Here is a 17,404-nt window from a genome sequence, read left to right as displayed (position 1 = left end):
TCCTCCTTCGACAGGCCGCTGCAATCGTGTAAAAATGCCTGGTAACCATAGGGGGATAAAAATGTCGGCTGAATTGCAAACTGCCTTCCAGGTGAGCGCGCCAACCGGTGGGCTTGATACGCACATGGTGCTCATCCTGATCATCATGGTGGTGACGGGAATTCTCGGTGGCGTGGCCAATTATTTCCTCGCCGACCGTCCGGCCGAACCGTCCCGACGGGACTGGCTGAAATATCCGGTTCTGGGCATTGTCGCGGCGCTGACCGTGCCGCTGTTCCTGAACATGATATCCAGCACCCTGCTCGAGGGCGCGCGGACCAAGCCGGTCGATTTCTTCGCCTTCGCCGGTTTTTGCCTGATCTACGTCGTCGCCTCGCGGCGCCTGCTCGATAACGTCGCCCAGCGCCTGCTCGGGCAGATCGACCAAGTCAAGCGGCAAGTCGGCGATCTCGCCCAACAGCAGCGCGAAGAGCCGATCATTGCGGCGGGCCGGGCGGAAGCGGCCAAGAATAGCGAACCGGAACCGCGCGAAGTGCTGTCCTACAACGACATCGAAATCCTCCGCACGCTCAGCGAAGAGAGCTTTGTCTATGGCAACCTCGCCGCCATCTGCGAGCGCACCGGTCTGGCGCGCGATTTCGTCAGCCAGCGCCTGACGGTGATGAAGGGGCTGGGCGTCATCGAAACCCGCATCAACGACAAGAATGTTCTGCACTGGGGAGTTTCGACGCGCGGCAAGGCCGTGCTCGGTGAAATCCTGTCCGGTCAGGAAGACAAAAAAACCGCATGAACCCGGCCGGCCGCGCGCCGACCCCAACCTGAAGCCAAAACCATGAACATCGTCATTCTCGCTGCCGGCCAAGGCAAGCGCATGCACTCGAATCTGCCCAAGGTGCTGCACCCGATCGCCGGCAAGGCCCTGGCGCAACATGTCATCGATACCGCCCGGGCGCTGGCCCCCGAAAAGATGGTGGTGGTTTATGGCCATGGCGGCGACGTGGTGCGCTCGACGCTGGCCGCCGACGATCTGGCCTGGGTCAGGCAGGAGCCGCAGCTTGGCACCGGCCACGCCGTGGCGCAGGCGGTGCCGGCGCTGGGCGCCAGCGGCCAGACCTTGGTCCTCTATGGCGATGTGCCGCTGACCCGGGTCGAGACCCTGAAACGCCTGCTGCATGCCGGCAAGGATGCGCTGTCCATTCTCACCGTCGATCTGGCCAACCCGACCGGCTACGGGCGCATCGTCCGCGACGCCGTCGGCAACGTGCAGCGCATCGTCGAAGAGAAGGACGCGACGGCCGAAGAAAAGGCCATTCGCGAGGTGAATACCGGGATCATGGCCATTCCTTCGGCGCGGCTCGCCGACTGGCTGGGCCGGCTGTCGAACAACAACGCCCAGGGCGAGTACTACCTGACCGACATCGTCGCGCTGGCCGTCGCCGAAGGTCTGCCGGTGCGCACCGCGCAGCCGGATGGCGAATGGGAGGTGCTGGGGGTCAATAGCAAGGTCCAGCTGGCCGAGCTGGAACGCGTCCATCAGCGCAATATCGCCGAGGCCATGCTGGTCGGCGGCGTCCGCCTGGCCGATCCGGCCCGCATCGACGTGCGGGGCGAAGTCAGCTACGGCCGTGATGTATCGATCGACGTCGGCTGCGTTTTCGAAGGCAAGGTCGAACTGGCCGATGCCGTCGAGGTCGGCCCCTATTGCGTGCTGAAGAACGTCAAGGTCGGCGCCGGCAGCCGGATCGCCGCCTTCTGCCATTTCGAGGATGCGGTGATCGGTCCGGACGGCGTGCTCGGCCCCTACGCCCGCCTGCGGCCGGGTACCGAACTCGGCCCCGAAGTGCATATCGGCAACTTCGTCGAGGTCAAGAAAAGCATCATCGGCGCCCAGTCGAAGGCCAACCATCTGGCCTATATCGGCGATGCCGAGATCGGCCAGCGGGTCAATGTCGGCGCCGGCACCATCACCTGCAATTACGACGGCGCCAACAAGCACAAGACGATCATCGAGGATGACGCTTTCATCGGTTCCGACACCCAACTGGTTGCCCCGGTCACCGTCGGGCGGGGGGCGACGCTGGGGGCCGGCACGACCTTGACGCAAAATGCGCCGCCCGATGCGTTGACCGTATCGCGCGCCAAACAGGTGACGCTGACCGGCTGGCGGCGTCCGCAAAAGGTTAAAAAATAATGGATTTCTGGTTCCTGACCTTTCTGTTCACGGTCGCCATTCTGGTTGCCGTTGGCGTTTCGCTGTTGCTCGTCGGTTATCTCGGCACCCTGCCGGCTTCGTTCGATCATGGCTGGCGCTCCTGGATGCCGGCGCTGTTGTTGCCGGTGCTCGGCCCGTTGTGGTTCGCCAGCACTCGCTGGGCGGAGTTTTCGCGGCCCGGTCGGCAACTGCTGGTCGGCCTGATCCTGCTGGCGGCGGCCGTTGGCCTGCTCTACGGTGCCGGGCCGCACTTCGTCGACCGCATGGCGGCCGGCGTCAAATGATGTCCAACTGATTTCGCGCAAGCTCAGGGAGAATAAAATGTCCAAGTACACCACCGAGGCTATCCGTTCCATCGCGCTCGTCGGCCATGGCGCGGCCGGCAAGACCAGTCTGGCCGAAGCACTGCTTCATGCCACCGGCACCATCAACACCCGGGGCAGCGTCGAGAAAGGCAGCACCGTCTGCGATTTCGATGCGCAGGAAAAGGAAGCCGGCCATTCCCTGAGTTCGGCCATCGTCAATTTCGGCTACGAAAACACCCATGTCCATCTGATCGACACGCCGGGCTACCCGGATTTTTCCGGCCAGGCCATTGCCGCGCTGGCTGGCGTCGATACCGCGCTGGTCGTCATCAATGCCCAGACCGGCGTCGAGCTGATGACCGAGCGGATGATGCGACATGCCGCCGAGCGCAAGCTGTGCCGGATGATCGTCATCAACAAGATCGATGCCGACAACCTCGACCTGCCGGGGCTGATCGCCGATATTCGCGAGCGTTTCGGCAAGCAGTGCATGCTGCTCGACCTGCCGGCCCATGGTGCGGCAGATGTCGTCGAGGTGCTCGAACAGGCCGCCGGCGATGCCGATTTTGAATCGGTCGCCGCCGCCCACCGCGCCCTGATCGACCAGATCGTCGAGGAAGACGAGGATCTGCTGGCCAGTTATCTGGACGGCAACGATCCGACGGCAGCCGACCTGCATGCGCCGTTCGAGAAAGCGCTGCGCGAAGGACATCTGATCCCCATTCTGTTCGTCTCGGCCAAAACCGGCGCCGGCATCAAGGAATTGCTGCATGTGCTGGCCTCGTTGGCGCCCAACCCGGCCGAAGGCAACCGGCCGCCGTTTTACAAGGGACTGCCGGGCGACGTCACGGAACCGTTCGCCGCCGTGCCGGATGCAAGCAAGCACGTGCTGGCCCATGTGTTCAAGGTGGTGGCCGATCCCTACATGGGCAAGATCGGCGTCTTCCGGGTCCATCAGGGCACGGTGAAGAAGGACATGCAGCTCTTCGTCGGCGACAGCAAGCGGCCGTTCAAGGTCGCTCACCTGTACCAGTTGCAGGGCAAGGATACGGTCGAAGTCGACGAACTCCAGCCGGGCGATATAGGGGCGGTCGCCAAGGTCGACGACATCGATTTCGACAGCGTGTTGCACGATTCGCATGACGAAGACCACATCCACCTGGTGCCGCTCGAGTTTCCCTGGCCGATGGCCGGTCTGGCCGTCGAAACCCGGAAAAAGGGCGACGAACAGCGGCTGTTCGACATCCTCGGCAAGCTGGCGCTGGAAGATCCGACCTTCCTCATCGAGCGTCATCCGACCAGCAACGAAACGGTCATCCGCGGCCTCGGCGAAATCCACCTGAAGGCCAAGCTGGAGAAAATGGCCAGCCAGTACAAGCTGGAGGTGGACACCAAGCCGCCGCGCATTCCCTATCGCGAAACGATCACCGCTTCGGCCGAAGGCATGCATCGCCACAAGAAGCAGAGCGGCGGTGCCGGGCAGTTCGGCGAAGTGCATCTGCGCATCGAGCCGAAAGAGCGCGGCGCCGGGTTCGAGTTCGTCGATGCGGTCAAGGGCGGCGTCATTCCCGGCGTCTTCATGGCGGCGGTTGAAAAAGGTGTGCGCCAGGGGCTGGAGGGTGGCGTCGTCGCCGGCTATGCGGTCGACGACCTGAAAGTGACCGTCTTCGACGGCAAGACCCACGCCGTCGACGGCAAGGAAGTAGCTTTCGTGGTGGCCGGTCGCAAGGCGGTTATCGAGGCCATTCGGGCGGCCAAACCGATCGTGCTGGAACCGATCGTCAATATCGAGATCATCGTGCCGGAAAGCGCGATCGGCGACCTGGGCGGCGATCTTTCCGGCCGGCGCGGCCACATCACCGGTACCGACGGGCGCGGCCACGGTCTGGCGGCAATCAGCGGCGAAGTGCCTTTGGCCGAACTCAACGACTACCAGTCACGGCTGAAGTCGCTGACCGGCGGCCAGGGCAGTTACACCATCGAGTTCGCCCGCTATTCGGCGGTCCCGGCCAACGTCCAGCAACAACTGGCCAGCAAGTTCCAGTTGCACGACGAAGACGAGTAATTTTCGTCCGGGCATCAATCACCAAGGGGCAGACAACTGCCCCTTTTTCTATGGCGCCTGGCTGGCCGGCAAGGCCGCTTGCCGCCCCTGGCGATTGAGCCAGAGCGAGGCGACGATGATGACGCCGCCGAGTGCCAAGCGAGGCAGGTTGGCCTCGCGGTTCCAGATCAGCACATTGACCAGCAGGCCGGCCGGCACGTGCAGTTCGTTCATGATCGCCAGCGTGCCGGCGTCGACCAGGGTGCTGCCCTTGACCCACCAGAACATGCCGAGGGCGGTGGCGAACAGTCCCATCCAGAGCAGCACGCCCCACTGCATCGCGGTGTGCGGCAGGCGCTCCGGATTGCCGAAGAGCAGGAAGGAGGGCAGGGCAAGGAGCAGGGCGCCGAGAAAGAAATGGCCGAAGAAGCGGTGCAGCGGTTGCTCGGTTGGATAGCGGGCGAGCAACTGGCGGCACAGCACCTGGCCGGCGGCAAAGGTCGCATTGGCCAGTTGCAGCAGCAGGAAGCCGATCAGGTAATCGCCTTCGAGGTGCTCGAAACGGATGATCACGCCGCCGCCGACGGCGACCAGCGCGGCGAGCAGCGACCACGGCGAAAAGCGGCGGGCCAGGGCGTCGTCGAGCAGCGTGACGTAGATCGGCGTCAGCACGGTGAATAGCAGCACCTCGGGCACCGTCAGCACCGCAAAACTGCGATAGAGGCAGAGATAGGTGACGCCGAATTGCAGCGCGCCGGCCAGCCAGAAGCCGGCCAGCAGGCGGGGTGGCAGGCCGCGCCACAGCGTAAACGGGGCGAAGACCAGGGCCGCGATGCACACCCGGGCCAGCACGGCGAAGTCGCTATCGACCTGGCCGGCCAGATAGACGCCGATCAGGCTGAAGGAAAACGCCCAGAGGACGGTGACGATGCCGAGGTAGCGCATCTCAGTGACTCGCGTTGGCGGAATTCGCCTCGCCAGCCCAGTTGACCGTGGCCAGGAAGAGATAACCGGCGCCGTACACCGTCTTGATGAAGGCCGGGCTTTGCGCATCGGGTTCGAGCTTGCGACGCAGGCGCGAGATGCGGACATCGATGCTGCGGTCGGTCGGCGCCAGGTCGCGGGTGCCCATCAGCTGTTCGCGCTGCAGGATGCGGTTCGGATTGCTGACGAAGACCTTGAGCAACTCGGTTTCCGAGGTGCTGAGCAGGTGTTCCTCGCCGTTCGGGGCGTACAGCGTGTTGTTGCCGAGGTTGAAGCGCCAGCCGGAGAATTCGGCGATCTGCCGGGACGGGCTGCTGCTTGCCGTTTCCCGGCGGCGCAGGATGCTGCGGACGCGGGCGACCAGTTCGCGCGGTTCGAACGGCTTCAGGATGTAATCGTCGGCCCCCAGCTCGAGCCCCATCACCCGGTCGCTGACATGGGCGCGGCCGGTCAGGATGACAATGCCGCAGGCCGACTGGGTGCGGACGCGCTGCATCACTTCAAGACCATCCATGTCCGGCAGGCCGAGGTCGATGATGCACAGGTCGGGCGCCAGCGAGCGCAGGCGGCGCAGCAAGTCGCCAGCGCTGCGGCACCAGACGGTGCGGAAGGAAAAATCGCCGAGGACCTGTTCGATGATGCGGGCGACGTCGGGGTCGTCCTCGACGATGGCAATCAGTTTGTGGACGTCGGTTTCGCTCATGGCTTGTCTTTGTTTGCTCGTTGCAGGGCGCGGGCCAGATCCTGACGGGCGAAGGGTTTGGCGAGGATGGGCAGATTGTTGCCAGTGTCCTCCTCGTCTTCGTCGGTGTAGCCGCTCATCAGCACGATGCGCATGGCCGGGTGTCCGGCCAGCGTCTGCTCGGCCAGTTGGCGGCCGTTGATGCCGCCCGGCATGATGACATCGCTGACGACGATCGCGATATCCGGGATTTGCTCGATCATTTCCAGCGCCTGGGCGCCGTTCTCCGCTTCGATCACCGGGTGGCCGAGGTCGATCAGCTGCTGGCGGACGACGCGCCGGACATTCGGCTCGTCTTCGACCAGCAGCACCAGTTCGCCGCCGTGCGCCAACAGGGCATCGGCGGCCGGCGGGTCGATGTCCGGTTCGGCGGCGACCAGCGGCAGCACCATCAGCACCGTCGTGCCCTGGCCGGTCTGGCTCTGGATGGCGATGCCGCCACCCGACTGCTTGACGAAGCCGTAGGCCATCGACAGGCCGAGGCCACTGCCCAGCCCGAAGCGCTTGGTGGTGAAAAAAGGTTCGTAGACGCGGGCCAGGGTCGCCGCATCCATGCCGCAGCCGTTGTCGGCCACTTCGATCAGCGCATAGGGGCCGGGGGCGACGTCGAAAGCCGCGGCATCGCTCGACAGTTCGATGGCGCGCGCGGCAATGTGCAGACGGCCACCCGCCGGCATCGCGTCGCGCGCGTTCAGCGCGAAATTGAGCAGGGCGCTTTCCAGTTGCCCCGGATCGACCAGGGCATGCACCGAGCCGGTCGCCAGGTCGGTCGATACGACAATCGATTCGGGCAATGAGCGGCGTACCAGCTTGGCCAGCCCGGCGGTCAGCCGGCCGATATCGACCGCCTGCGGTTCCAGCGGCTGCTGGCGGGAGAAGGTGAGCAAGCGCTTGATCAGTTGCACGCCGCGCCGCGCCGACTGCAGCGCCGGGGTGACGAATTCGTTGATCTCGGCGTCATTCGGCCGATGATCCTGCAGCGCCGCGAGATTGCCGATGACGACGGTCAGCAGGTTGTTGAAGTCGTGGGCTAGGCCGCCGGTCAGCTGGCCGATGGCTTCCATCTTCTGGGCCTGGACGAGGGCGGCCTCCATCCGTTTTTGCTCGGTAATCTCATGCGAGAAGACGAAAAATCCCAGCTTTTCGCCTTCCGCACTGATTTCCGGAACCAGTGTGCTGCGCGCGAAAACGCTTTGCCCCGGACGATCCATCTTGTATTCGTAAGTCACCTGTTGGCCGGCCAGGGCCTTGCGTACCGGCTCGCGCACCTGGCTATAAACCTGTTCGCCGGTCACCTCGCGCACGGCCCGCCCGGTGACACCGCCTTCGGGGTGGCCGTACCAGTCGGAGTAGCCCTTGTTGGCGTATTGATAGACCTCGTCCTTGTCGACATAGCCGATCAGGATCGGAATGGTGTCGTTGATCAGCCGCAGGCGTTCCTCGCTGCGGCGCAGGGCAGCGGCAATCCGGGTGTTTTCGGTATTGGCCCGGATCAGGTTGGCGTTGGCGTTTTCGAGCTGGGCGGTCCGCCGGCGGACCCGTTCCTCGAGCTGGATATTCTGGTGTTCGCTCAGGTTCTCGATGTAACGCTGTTCGGTGATGTCGCTGTACAAGGTAACGAATCCCGCGTCCGGCAGCGGCTCGCTGCGCAGCAGCAAAACACGCCCGTTCGGCCGCTGGCGTTCGGTGACCCGGGCGGCAAAGCCGGCCGCCGCGGTCACCCGTTCGGCGATCTGGGCTTCCTTGTCGCCGGGTCCGTATTCGCCCCGTTCAGCGTTGTAGCGGATGAACGACGCGAAAGAGGCGCCAACCCAGGCCATCTCGTCCGGCAAGTCGAGCAGCCGGAGAAAGGGCTGGTTCCAGGCAACCAGCCGCAGATCGCCGTCGAAGACGGTGATGCCCTGGTCGAGCAAATCCAGCCCGGTTTGCAGCATCGTGTAATGCTGGGCGATACCCGGAGCAGCGGGGGCGAGGTTCATTGTTACAATTCTAGAGCGGGCGTTTGGCAAGTTCGGTCGGCGCAACTATTCGTTACATTCCGCCAATAGTTGTGCAAGAGTATTTTGTCACTCTTGTTAGATATAAAAAAATCAAAGCCCAAAAGAGAACAGCGCTTTCGCAAGAATCGTGAGGAGATGTTTGTGGCAAATCCGTACACCGTCGGGCTCGACCAGAACCCGGCCAATTATGTTCCGCTTTCCCCGCTGAGCTTCATCGAGCGCTCGGCGTTTATCTATCCCAAGCGTATTTCCGTCATCCAGGGCGCCCGTCAATATACCTGGAAGGAAAGTTACGAACGCTGCCGTCAACTTGCCTCGGCACTGAAGAGTCGCGGTATCGGCAAGGGCGACACCGTCGCCGTGATGTTGCCGAATACGGCGCCGATGTTCGAGTGCCATTTCGGTGTGCCGATGAGCGGCGCCGTGCTCAATACCCTGAATACCCGGCTAGATCCGGAAGCCATTGCCTTCATGCTGACGCATGGCGAGGCCAAGGTGCTGATTACCGATCCGGAATTCTCCGCCATCGTCAAACCGGCTCTGGCGCTGCTCGAAGGCCCCAAGCCCTTGATCATCGATACGCTCGACCCGGAATTCACCGGCGGCGAAACGCTGGGCGAAAAGGATTATGAAGCCTTCCTCGCCGAGGGCGAGCCCGACTTCGCCTGGCAGCTGCCGGCCAACGAGTGGGATGCCATCGCGCTGAACTACACCTCGGGTACCACCGGCAATCCGAAGGGCGTCGTCTACCATCATCGCGGCGCCTACCTGAATGCCGCGTCCAACATCATTTCCTGGGGCATGCCGCAGCATTCGGTCTATCTGTGGACGCTGCCGATGTTCCATTGCAACGGCTGGTGCTTCCCATGGACCATGGCGGCCAATGCCGGGACCAGCGTCTGTCTGCGCAAGATCGATCCGGTGCTGATCTTCGGCCTGATCAAGGAGCACAAGGTCAGCCACATGTGCGGCGCGCCGATTGTGTACGGCATGATGATCAACGCCCCGGCAGCGCTCAAGGAAGGCATCACCCATCAGGTCAATGGCCTGATCGCCGGTGCCGCTCCCCCGGCGGCCATCATCGAAGGCTGCGAGCAGATGGGTTTCAACATCACCCACGTCTACGGCCTGACCGAAACCTATGGCCCGGCCTCCGTCTGCGCCAAGCATCCCGAATGGGATCGGCTGCCAATCGACCTGCGCGCCGCGCGCAACGGCCGGCAGGGCGTCCGCTACCACATGCAGGAAGCGATTGCCGTACTCGACTCGGTGTCTCTCGAGCCAGTGCCCTGGGATGGCGAAACGATGGGCGAGATCATGTTCCGCGGCAACCTAGTGATGAAGGGCTACCTGAAGAATCCGAAGGCGAGCGAAGAAGCCTTTGAAGGTGGCTGGTTTCATACCGGCGACCTGGCCGTGGTGCACAGCGATGGCTACGTCAAGATCAAGGATCGCTCGAAGGACATCATCATCTCTGGTGGCGAGAACATTTCCTCGCTGGAAGTCGAGGATGTGCTCTATCGCCATCCCTCGGTGATCGCCGCCGCCGTGGTCGCCAAGCCCGACGAGAAGTGGGGCGAAGTGCCGGCCGCCTTCATCGAACTGAAGGAAGGTTCGACGACGACCGAAGCCGAGATCATCGAGCATTGCCGCGCTCACCTGGCCCGCTTCAAGGTGCCGAAGCAGGTGGTGTTCGGTGAATTGCCGAAGACGTCGACCGGCAAGATCCAGAAATACGTCCTGCGCCAGCACGCCAACTCCGCGCTCGCCATCGAGTAATCGGCATACCCCCTGTCACCATGTCTTGGTCGGCAGGGGGTTTTGTGTCCGGGAAAGGAATATCCCATGAAAATTCTCGTCCCCGTGAAACGGGTAGTGGACTACAACGTCAAGATTCGGGTGAAGGCCGACGGTTCAGGTGTTGACCTGGCCAACGTCAAGATGAGCATGAACCCCTTCGACGAAATCGCCATTGAAGAAGCTGTCCGGCTGAAGGAAGCCGGCATCGCCAGCGAAGTCATCGCCGTCTCCTGCGGCGTCGCCGCCTGTCAGGAAACCCTGCGCACCGCGATGGCGATCGGTGCCGACCGCGGCATCCTCGTCGAAACCGACGTCGAACTCCAGCCGCTGGCCGTCGCCAAGCTGCTGAAAGCCCTGTGCGACAAGGAACAACCGCAACTCGTCATCTGCGGCAAACAAGCCATCGACGACGACGCCAATCAAACCGGCCAGATGCTTGCCGCGTTGCAAAACTGGCCGCAAGCCACCTTCGCCTCGAAGGTCGTTATCGCCGACGGCCAAGCGACGGTCACCCGGGAAATCGACGGCGGCCTGGAAACCCTGGTGATCAGCCTGCCGGCCGTTGTCTCCACCGACCTGCGCCTGAACGAGCCGCGCTACGCCACGCTGCCCAACATCATGAAAGCCAAGAAGAAGCCGCTCGACACCGTCAAGCCGGCCGACCTCGGTGTCGATGTCGCACCGCGCCTGACAACGCTGAAAGTCGCCGAACCCGCCAAGCGCAGTGCCGGCGTCAAGGTCGCCGACGTCGCCGAACTCGTCAACAAGCTTCGCAATGAAGCGAAAGTGATCTAAGGGAGAACACACCATGACCATTCTCGTCATTGCCGAACACGACCAGCTCAGCCTCAAGGCCGCCACCCTCAACACCGTCGCCGCCGCCGTCAAGATCGGTGGCGAAGTGCACGTCCTGGTCGCCGGCAGCGCCTGCGCCGGCGCCGCTCAGCAAGCTGCCGGCCTGCACGGCGTCGCCAAGGTCAAAGTCGCCGACGCCGCCCACTACCAGAGCCAGACCGCCGAAAACCTCACCGCCCTGATCATCGCCCAGGCCGCCGGCTACAGCCACATCCTCGCTCCAGCCACCACCTTCGGCAAGAACCTGCTGCCGCGCGTCGCCGCCTTGCTCGACGTCGCCCAGATCTCGGAAATCACCGGCGTCGAAGCTGCCGATACCTTCATTCGTCCGATCTACGCCGGCAACGCGCTGGCCACGGTCAAGAGCGCCGATCCGGTCAAGGTCATCACCGTCCGTACCACCGCCTTCGACCCCGTCGCCAGCGGCCACAGCGCCCCAGTCGAGACCATCAGTCCGGCGGCCGACACGGCGCAAAGTACGCTGACCCACCGCGAATTGACCAAATCCGAACGGCCCGAACTCGGTGCCGCCAAGATCATCGTTTCCGGTGGTCGCGGTCTGGGCAGCGGCGAGAACTATCACGCCCTGCTCGAACCGCTCGCCGACAAGCTCGGTGCCGCCCTTGGCGCCAGCCGTGCGGCGGTCGATGCCGGCTTCGTGCCGAACGACTACCAGGTCGGCCAGACCGGCAAGATCGTCGCACCGCAGCTCTACATCGCGGTCGGCATCTCGGGTGCCATCCAGCATCTGGCCGGTATGAAGGAATCGAAAGTCATCGTCGCCATCAACAAGGATCCGGATGCGCCGATCTTCCAGGTCGCCGATTACGGCCTGGTCGGCGATCTGTTTGAAGTCGTACCGCAACTCGTTGCCACCGTCTAAACCCAAAAATAGCCAGGAGATACCCCTATGAGCACCTATATCGCCCCGATTCGCGACATGCAGTTCGTCCTCAACGAAGTCGCCGGTCTCGAAGAGATCTGCGCGCTGCCCGGCAACGAGGAATGTTCCGTCGATCTCGTCGAGTCCATCCTCGACGAAGCGTCCAAGTTCGCCACCGGCGTCCTTGACCCGATCAACCGCGTCGGCGACCGCACCGGCCACGTCTGCAAGGACGGCGTGGTGACCACGGCGCCCGGTTTCAAGGAAGCCTACAAGCTGTTCGCTGAAACCGGCTGGACCTCCATGCCCTTCTCGCCGGAATTCGGCGGTCAGGGCCTGCCGGCTGTCGTGTCGATGGCGGTCAATGAAATGTGGAAGGGCGCCAACATGGCCTTCGGCCTGTGCCCGATGCTCACCGGCGGCGCCATCGAAGCCATCGCCCACCACGCTTCCGAAGAGCTGAAGCAGAAATACCTGCCGAAGATGGTCGAAGGCACCTGGACCGGCACGATGAACCTGACCGAGCCGAACGCTGGCTCCGATCTCGCCGCCATCTCGACCAAGGCCAAGCCGGCCGGCGACGGCAGCTACCTGGTCAGCGGCACCAAGATCTTCATTACCTGGGGCGAACATGATGTCGCCGAAAACATCATTCACCTGGTGCTGGCCCGTCTGCCGGATGCCCCGCCGGGACTGAAGGGCATCTCGCTGTTCATCGTGCCGAAATTCCTGGTCAATGACGACGGCTCACTGGGCAAGCGCAACGACCTGATCTGCGCTTCGATCGAACACAAGATGGGCATCCACGGCAGCCCGACGGCAGTCATGTCCTATGGCGAGAAGGAAGGTGCCGTCGGCTATCTGGTCGGCGAAGAGCACAAGGGCATCGGCTACATGTTCACGATGATGAACCACGCCCGCGTCAATGTCGGCCTGGAAGGCGTCGGCATCGCCGAGCGCGCCTACCAGCACGCCCTGTGGTATGCCCGCGAGCGCATCCAGGGGGCGCCGGTCGGCGACAAATCCGGCGTCAAGAAGCCCATCCTGCATCACCCGGATGTCCGCCGCATGCTGATGGATATGAAGTCGCGCACCGAAGCCATGCGTACGCTGGCCTACTACACCGCCGCCAACATCGACCGCGCCCACGCCGGCGATGCCGCCGCCCAGGTCCGTGTTGACCTGCTGACCCCGGTGGTCAAGGGCTGGAGTACCGAACAGGGTGTCGAACTGTCGTCGACCGGCGTCCAGGTTTTCGGTGGCGTCGGCTTCATCGAGGAAACCGGGGCGGCCCAGTACTACCGCGATTCGCGCATCACCACCATCTACGAAGGCACGACGGCGATCCAGGCCAACGACCTGGTCGGCCGCAAGCTGGCCCGCGAGAAGGTGCCGGGCGCCGGAATGAAATCCCTGTTGGCCGAAATGACGGCCACGGCCGAAGAACTGGCTGGTAATGCCCAACTGGCCGGCATTGCCGCCAATCTGAAAAACGGCATCGCAGCCCTGAGCGGTGCCGCCGAGTGGATTCTCGCCAACTACGAGAGCGCGCCGCAGGCCGTCCATGCCGGCTCCGTGCCTTTCCTCAAGCTGACCGGCATCGTCGCCGGCGGCTGGCTGATGGCCAAGTCGGCGGCGCTTGCCGTCAAGCAGATCGCGGCCGGCAACAGCGACCAGTTCTATCAGGCCAAGCTGGCCACCGCGACCTACTTTGCCGCCCACCAGCTGCCCTTCGCCTCCGCCTACGCCGCCGAAGTCACCGGCGGTAGCGAGTCGGTGTTCGGGCTGCCGGAAAACCTGTTCTGAGCATGATCATGCGTACTGATCGCGATGCGATGGAATACGACGTCGTGATCGTCGGCGGCGGCCCTTCGGGGCTGTCTTCGGCGATCCGCATCAAGCAACTGGGGTTGGCCAATGGCAAGGAGCTCTCGGTCTGTCTGCTCGAGAAAGGTTCCGAAATCGGCGCCCATATCCTGTCCGGCGCGGTGCTCGAGCCACATGCGCTGGCTGAACTGATCCCCGACTGGCAGGAGCGCGGCGCACCGCTCAATACGCCGGCCGGCGAAGACCGCCTGCTGTTCCTCACCGAGGGCGCTTCCTACAAGCTGCCGACGCCGCCGCAGATGGGCAACCACGGCAATTACATCATCAGCCTCGGCAACCTCTGTCGCTGGCTGGGCGAGCAGGCGGAGGCGCTGGGTGTCGAGATCTACCCCGGCTTCGCCGCCGCCGAAGTGCTCTATCACGAGGACGGCTCGGTCAAGGGTGTGGCTACCGGCGATCTCGGCATCGGCAAGGACGGCCAGCCTGGCCACAACTTCCAGCCGGGCATGGAGTTGCATGCCCGCCAGACGATCTTTGCCGAAGGTTGCCGCGGTTCGCTGACCAAGGAGCTCTGGGCAAAATTCAACTTGCGCGACGGTGTCGATCCGCAAACCTACGGCATCGGCATCAAGGAATTGTGGGAAGTCGATCCGGCCAAACACCAGCCGGGGTTGATCGTCCATAGCGTCGGCTGGCCGCTGCAAAGCGACACCTATGGTGGCTCCTTCCTCTATCACCTGGAAAACAATCTGGTGGCGATCGGCATGGTCGTCGGCCTCGACTACAAGAACCCGTGGTTGTCGCCCTACGAAGAATTTCAGCGCTACAAGACGCACCCGGCGATTCGCGGCGTCTTCGAAGGCGCCCGGCGCATCTCCTATGGCGCCCGTGCGCTGTCGGAAGGCGGCTACCAGTCGGTACCCAAGCTGACCTTCCCGGGCGGCCTGTTGATCGGCGACACCGCCGGCTTCCTCAATGTGCCGAAGATCAAGGGCACGCACATGGCGATGAAGTCGGGCATGGTCGCCGCCGAAGCCGTTTTCGAGCACCTGTTCAAGGACAACGCGGGGGCGGAAGCCACCGAGTACGCCGAGCAGCTCAAGAAGAGCTGGCTGTGGGAAGAGCTGTACAAGGTGCGCAACATCCGCCCGGCCTTCAAGTGGGGCTTGTTTGGCGCCCTGGCCTACGGGGCGATCGACACCTATGTCTTCAAGGGCAAGGCGCCGTGGACCATGCACAACCACGCCGATCATACGCAGTTGGGCGAAAAGGGCGCTTATCCGAAAATCGACTATCCGAAGCCGGATGGTCAACTGACTTTCGACCGGCTGTCCTCGGTTTTCCTCTCGGCCACCAATCATGAGGAAAACCAGCAGTGCCATCTGCGCCTGAAGGATGAAAGCGTCGCCATCAGTGTGAACTATGCCAAGTATGGCGCACCGGAAACGCGTTACTGCCCGGCCGGCGTGTACGAAATCCTCGGTGAGGATGAAGGCAAGCCGCGCCTGCAGATCAACGGTCAGAACTGCCTGCACTGCAAGACCTGCGACATCAAGGATCCGACCCAGAACATCAACTGGACGGTACCCGAAGGTGGGGGCGGGCCGACGTATCCGAATATGTAGTGGTAAGGACCGGGCGTCGCCTTTTCGGGACTCCGGTTGTTCAAGCCCGGCCTGTCGCGCCTCGTGCCAGGCCGGGTGTTGTATCCGGATGCCGCCTGGGGGGAGGCATCCGCGAATTTTGATGGCGATCGGCCGGATAAATTGAAGTCAAACAATCACAAAATGGGGATTTGATCATGACCGCACAAATACAACCGCAACAAGCTGTTACCGAAACCAAGATCATCATGTCCGACCCGACTGCGCTCGGGGTGTTCGGTCTTTCGATTGTGACCTTCGTTGCCGCCTCGCAGAAGATGGGCTGGACAACGGGGTCCGTCTACCTGATTCCCTGGGCCTTGCTGCTCGGCTCGATAGCCCAGATCTGGGCGTCGACCATCGACTTCAAAAAGAACAACTACTTCGGCTCGATCGTGCTTGGTGCCTATGGCCTGTTCTGGGGCGCGGTCGCCATGCACTGGGCGATCAGTCAGGGCCTGCTCGGCGCCCTCGATCCGGCCAAGGCCGATCCGAAGCAACTCGCCTTTGCCTGCCTGGGCTATTTCTTCTTCTCGCTGTTCATCATGGTGGCTGCCTTCGAAGTCAACAAGATGTTCGCCATCATGCTGATGCTGATCAACGTCCTGCTGCCGTCGCTGGCCCTGTCCATCCTCGGCATCAATCCGGGTCTGTTCTCACCTCTGGCGGCCTGGTCGGAATTGCTGATTTCGCTGATCGGCTTCTATACCGCCGGCGGCCTCTTCCTCAACAGCTATTTCGGACGGACCCTCGTGCCGCTGGGCAAGCCTTTCGGTTTCATCCGCAAGGGGCCGGCGAAATAAACCAGCTTTTCGCCAAGCCTGCGAGAACGGAACACCACTGACTCTGCGGGTGAGATTTCGGGAGAACAGCACCCGTTGTCTCAACCTTTCAGGGGCCTTCGGGCCCCTTTTTTTATGTGGTGTCTATTGATCGACGGTCACCGTCAGCAAACTATTATTGCCTGATTGTTTAAAAGTGCTTGACGGCGCTCTGGGTGGCGGATATAGTTCGCCCCCCGTCGCAGCAGACGGCTTCGAAAGAAGCGGCGCGACAGGAAGTGATCTTTAACAATTTGGACAATCGATAGGTGTGGGTGCCTTGATGCGAAAGCGACGCAAGTCGCAAAAAGTATTAAAGGCAATCACACGGATGGAGAGATCCATCGAGGTAGAAGTCAAATTCTACCGTCAGTGAATTGTGAGTAATTAGTTGGATTGAACTGAAGAGTTTGATCCTGGCTCAGATTGAACGCTGGCGGCATGCCTTACACATGCAAGTCGAACGGCAGCACGGGAGCAATCCTGGTGGCGAGTGGCGAACGGGTGAGTAATGTATCGGAACGTACCTTTCAGTGGGGGATAACGTAGCGAAAGTTACGCTAATACCGCATATTCTCTGAGGAGGAAAGCAGGGGACCTTCGGGCCTTGCGCTGTTAGAGCGGCCGATATCAGATTAGCTAGTTGGTGGGGTAAAAGCTCACCAAGGCGACGATCTGTAGCGGGTCTGAGAGGATGATCCGCCACACTGGAACTGAGACACGGTCCAGACTCCTACGGGAGGCAGCAGTGGGGAATTTTGGACAATGGGCGAAAGCCTGATCCAGCCATGCCGCGTGAGTGAAGAAGGCCTTCGGGTTGTAAAGCTCTTTCGGCCGGGAAGAAATCGCATTGGTTAATACCTGGTGTGGATGACGGTACCGGAATAAGAAGCACCGGCTAACTACGTGCCAGCAGCCGCGGTAATACGTAGGGTGCGAGCGTTAATCGGAATTACTGGGCGTAAAGCGTGCGCAGGCGGTTTTGTAAGACAGGCGTGAAATCCCCGGGCTCAACCTGGGAACTGCGCTTGTGACTGCAAGGCTAGAGTACGGCAGAGGGGGGTGGAATTCCACGTGTAGCAGTGAAATGCGTAGAGATGTGGAGGAACACCAATGGCGAAGGCAGCCCCCTGGGTCGATACTGACGCTCATGCACGAAAGCGTGGGTAGCAAACAGGATTAGATACCCTGGTAGTCCACGCCCTAAACGATGTCAACTAGGTGTTGGGAGGGTAAAACCTTTTAGTACCGGAGCTAACGCGTGAAGTTGACCGCCTGGGGAGTACGG

At 62.4% G+C, this 17,404-nt stretch carries 13 protein-coding genes and 1 rRNA gene (1 of these 14 running past the window's edge); 11 read left to right on the top strand and 3 right to left on the bottom strand.

Annotated elements, in window-relative coordinates; translation table 11 throughout:
* Positions 1–61: 61 nt before the first annotated feature.
* The 4 genes from ACLIKD_RS17420 to fusA are packed head-to-tail and all read left to right on the top strand — an operon-like array spanning position 62 to position 4,582.
* Positions 62–790, top strand: coding sequence for a YEATS-associated helix-containing protein (locus tag ACLIKD_RS17420; RefSeq protein ID WP_428826015.1), 729 nt, complete (start codon positions 62–64; stop codon positions 788–790).
* A 42-nt stretch (positions 791–832) separates the two neighbouring features.
* The gene (gene glmU, locus ACLIKD_RS17415) at positions 833–2,191 is read left to right on the top strand and encodes a bifunctional UDP-N-acetylglucosamine diphosphorylase/glucosamine-1-phosphate N-acetyltransferase GlmU (RefSeq protein WP_428826014.1); all 1,359 of its coding nucleotides are present in this window, start codon (positions 833–835) and stop codon (positions 2,189–2,191) included.
* Positions 2,191–2,496, top strand: a complete 306-nt coding sequence (locus ACLIKD_RS17410) for a hypothetical protein (RefSeq protein WP_226418052.1) — start codon at positions 2,191–2,193, stop codon at positions 2,494–2,496. The genes glmU and ACLIKD_RS17410 overlap by 1 nt, the downstream gene beginning before the upstream one ends.
* Before the next feature lie 37 nt (positions 2,497–2,533).
* Complete coding sequence (gene fusA / locus ACLIKD_RS17405; RefSeq protein ID WP_428826013.1) at positions 2,534–4,582, top strand: elongation factor G; 2,049 nt, start codon at positions 2,534–2,536, stop codon at positions 4,580–4,582.
* A 48-nt stretch (positions 4,583–4,630) separates the two neighbouring features.
* On the opposite strand, the gene ACLIKD_RS17400 is transcribed toward fusA, so the two are convergent.
* The 3 genes from ACLIKD_RS17400 to ACLIKD_RS17390 are packed head-to-tail and all read right to left on the bottom strand — an operon-like array spanning position 4,631 to position 8,266.
* Entirely contained in the window at positions 4,631–5,506 is an 876-nt protein-coding gene (locus ACLIKD_RS17400; protein WP_428826012.1) for a carboxylate/amino acid/amine transporter, read from the bottom strand.
* Position 5,507: 1 nt separating this feature from the next.
* On the bottom strand, positions 5,508–6,248 hold the full coding sequence (locus tag ACLIKD_RS17395; RefSeq protein WP_428826011.1) for a response regulator transcription factor: 741 nt from the start codon (positions 6,246–6,248) through the stop codon (positions 5,508–5,510).
* Positions 6,245–8,266 carry a PAS-domain containing protein gene (locus ACLIKD_RS17390; RefSeq protein WP_428826010.1) on the bottom strand — a complete coding sequence of 674 codons (2,022 nt, stop codon included), beginning with the start codon at positions 8,264–8,266 and terminating at the stop codon, positions 6,245–6,247. The genes ACLIKD_RS17395 and ACLIKD_RS17390 overlap by 4 nt, the downstream gene beginning before the upstream one ends.
* Positions 8,267–8,428: 162 nt before the next feature.
* On the opposite strand from ACLIKD_RS17390, the gene ACLIKD_RS17385 reads away from it, so the two are divergent.
* The 7 genes from ACLIKD_RS17385 to ACLIKD_RS17355 form a co-directional block, all read left to right on the top strand.
* Positions 8,429–10,066, top strand: coding sequence for an acyl-CoA synthetase (locus tag ACLIKD_RS17385; protein WP_428826009.1), 1,638 nt, complete (start codon positions 8,429–8,431; stop codon positions 10,064–10,066).
* Between the two features lie 66 nt (positions 10,067–10,132).
* A complete protein-coding gene (locus tag ACLIKD_RS17380; RefSeq protein ID WP_428826008.1) occupies positions 10,133–10,882 on the top strand; it encodes an electron transfer flavoprotein subunit beta/FixA family protein in 750 nt (249 codons plus the stop codon).
* A 13-nt stretch (positions 10,883–10,895) separates the two neighbouring features.
* Entirely contained in the window at positions 10,896–11,825 is a 930-nt protein-coding gene (locus ACLIKD_RS17375) for an electron transfer flavoprotein subunit alpha/FixB family protein (RefSeq protein WP_428826007.1), read from the top strand.
* A gap of 27 nt (positions 11,826–11,852) precedes the next feature.
* A complete protein-coding gene (locus tag ACLIKD_RS17370; RefSeq protein WP_428826006.1) occupies positions 11,853–13,631 on the top strand; it encodes an acyl-CoA dehydrogenase in 1,779 nt (592 codons plus the stop codon).
* A gap of 2 nt (positions 13,632–13,633) precedes the next feature.
* Positions 13,634–15,277 carry an electron transfer flavoprotein-ubiquinone oxidoreductase gene (locus ACLIKD_RS17365; protein ID WP_428826005.1) on the top strand — a complete coding sequence of 548 codons (1,644 nt, stop codon included), beginning with the start codon at positions 13,634–13,636 and terminating at the stop codon, positions 15,275–15,277.
* A 176-nt stretch (positions 15,278–15,453) separates the two neighbouring features.
* Positions 15,454–16,098, top strand: coding sequence for an acetate uptake transporter (locus ACLIKD_RS17360; RefSeq protein ID WP_428826004.1), 645 nt, complete (start codon positions 15,454–15,456; stop codon positions 16,096–16,098).
* A 416-nt stretch (positions 16,099–16,514) separates the two neighbouring features.
* Positions 16,515–17,404 (top strand): 16S ribosomal RNA (locus ACLIKD_RS17355) (it continues 648 nt past the right edge of the window).

The organism is Azonexus sp. IMCC34842 (assembly GCF_050368855.1).
GTDB lineage: Bacteria > Pseudomonadota > Gammaproteobacteria > Burkholderiales > Rhodocyclaceae > Azonexus > Azonexus denitrificans_A.
This window is presented reverse-complemented; position numbering and strand designations above follow the sequence as displayed.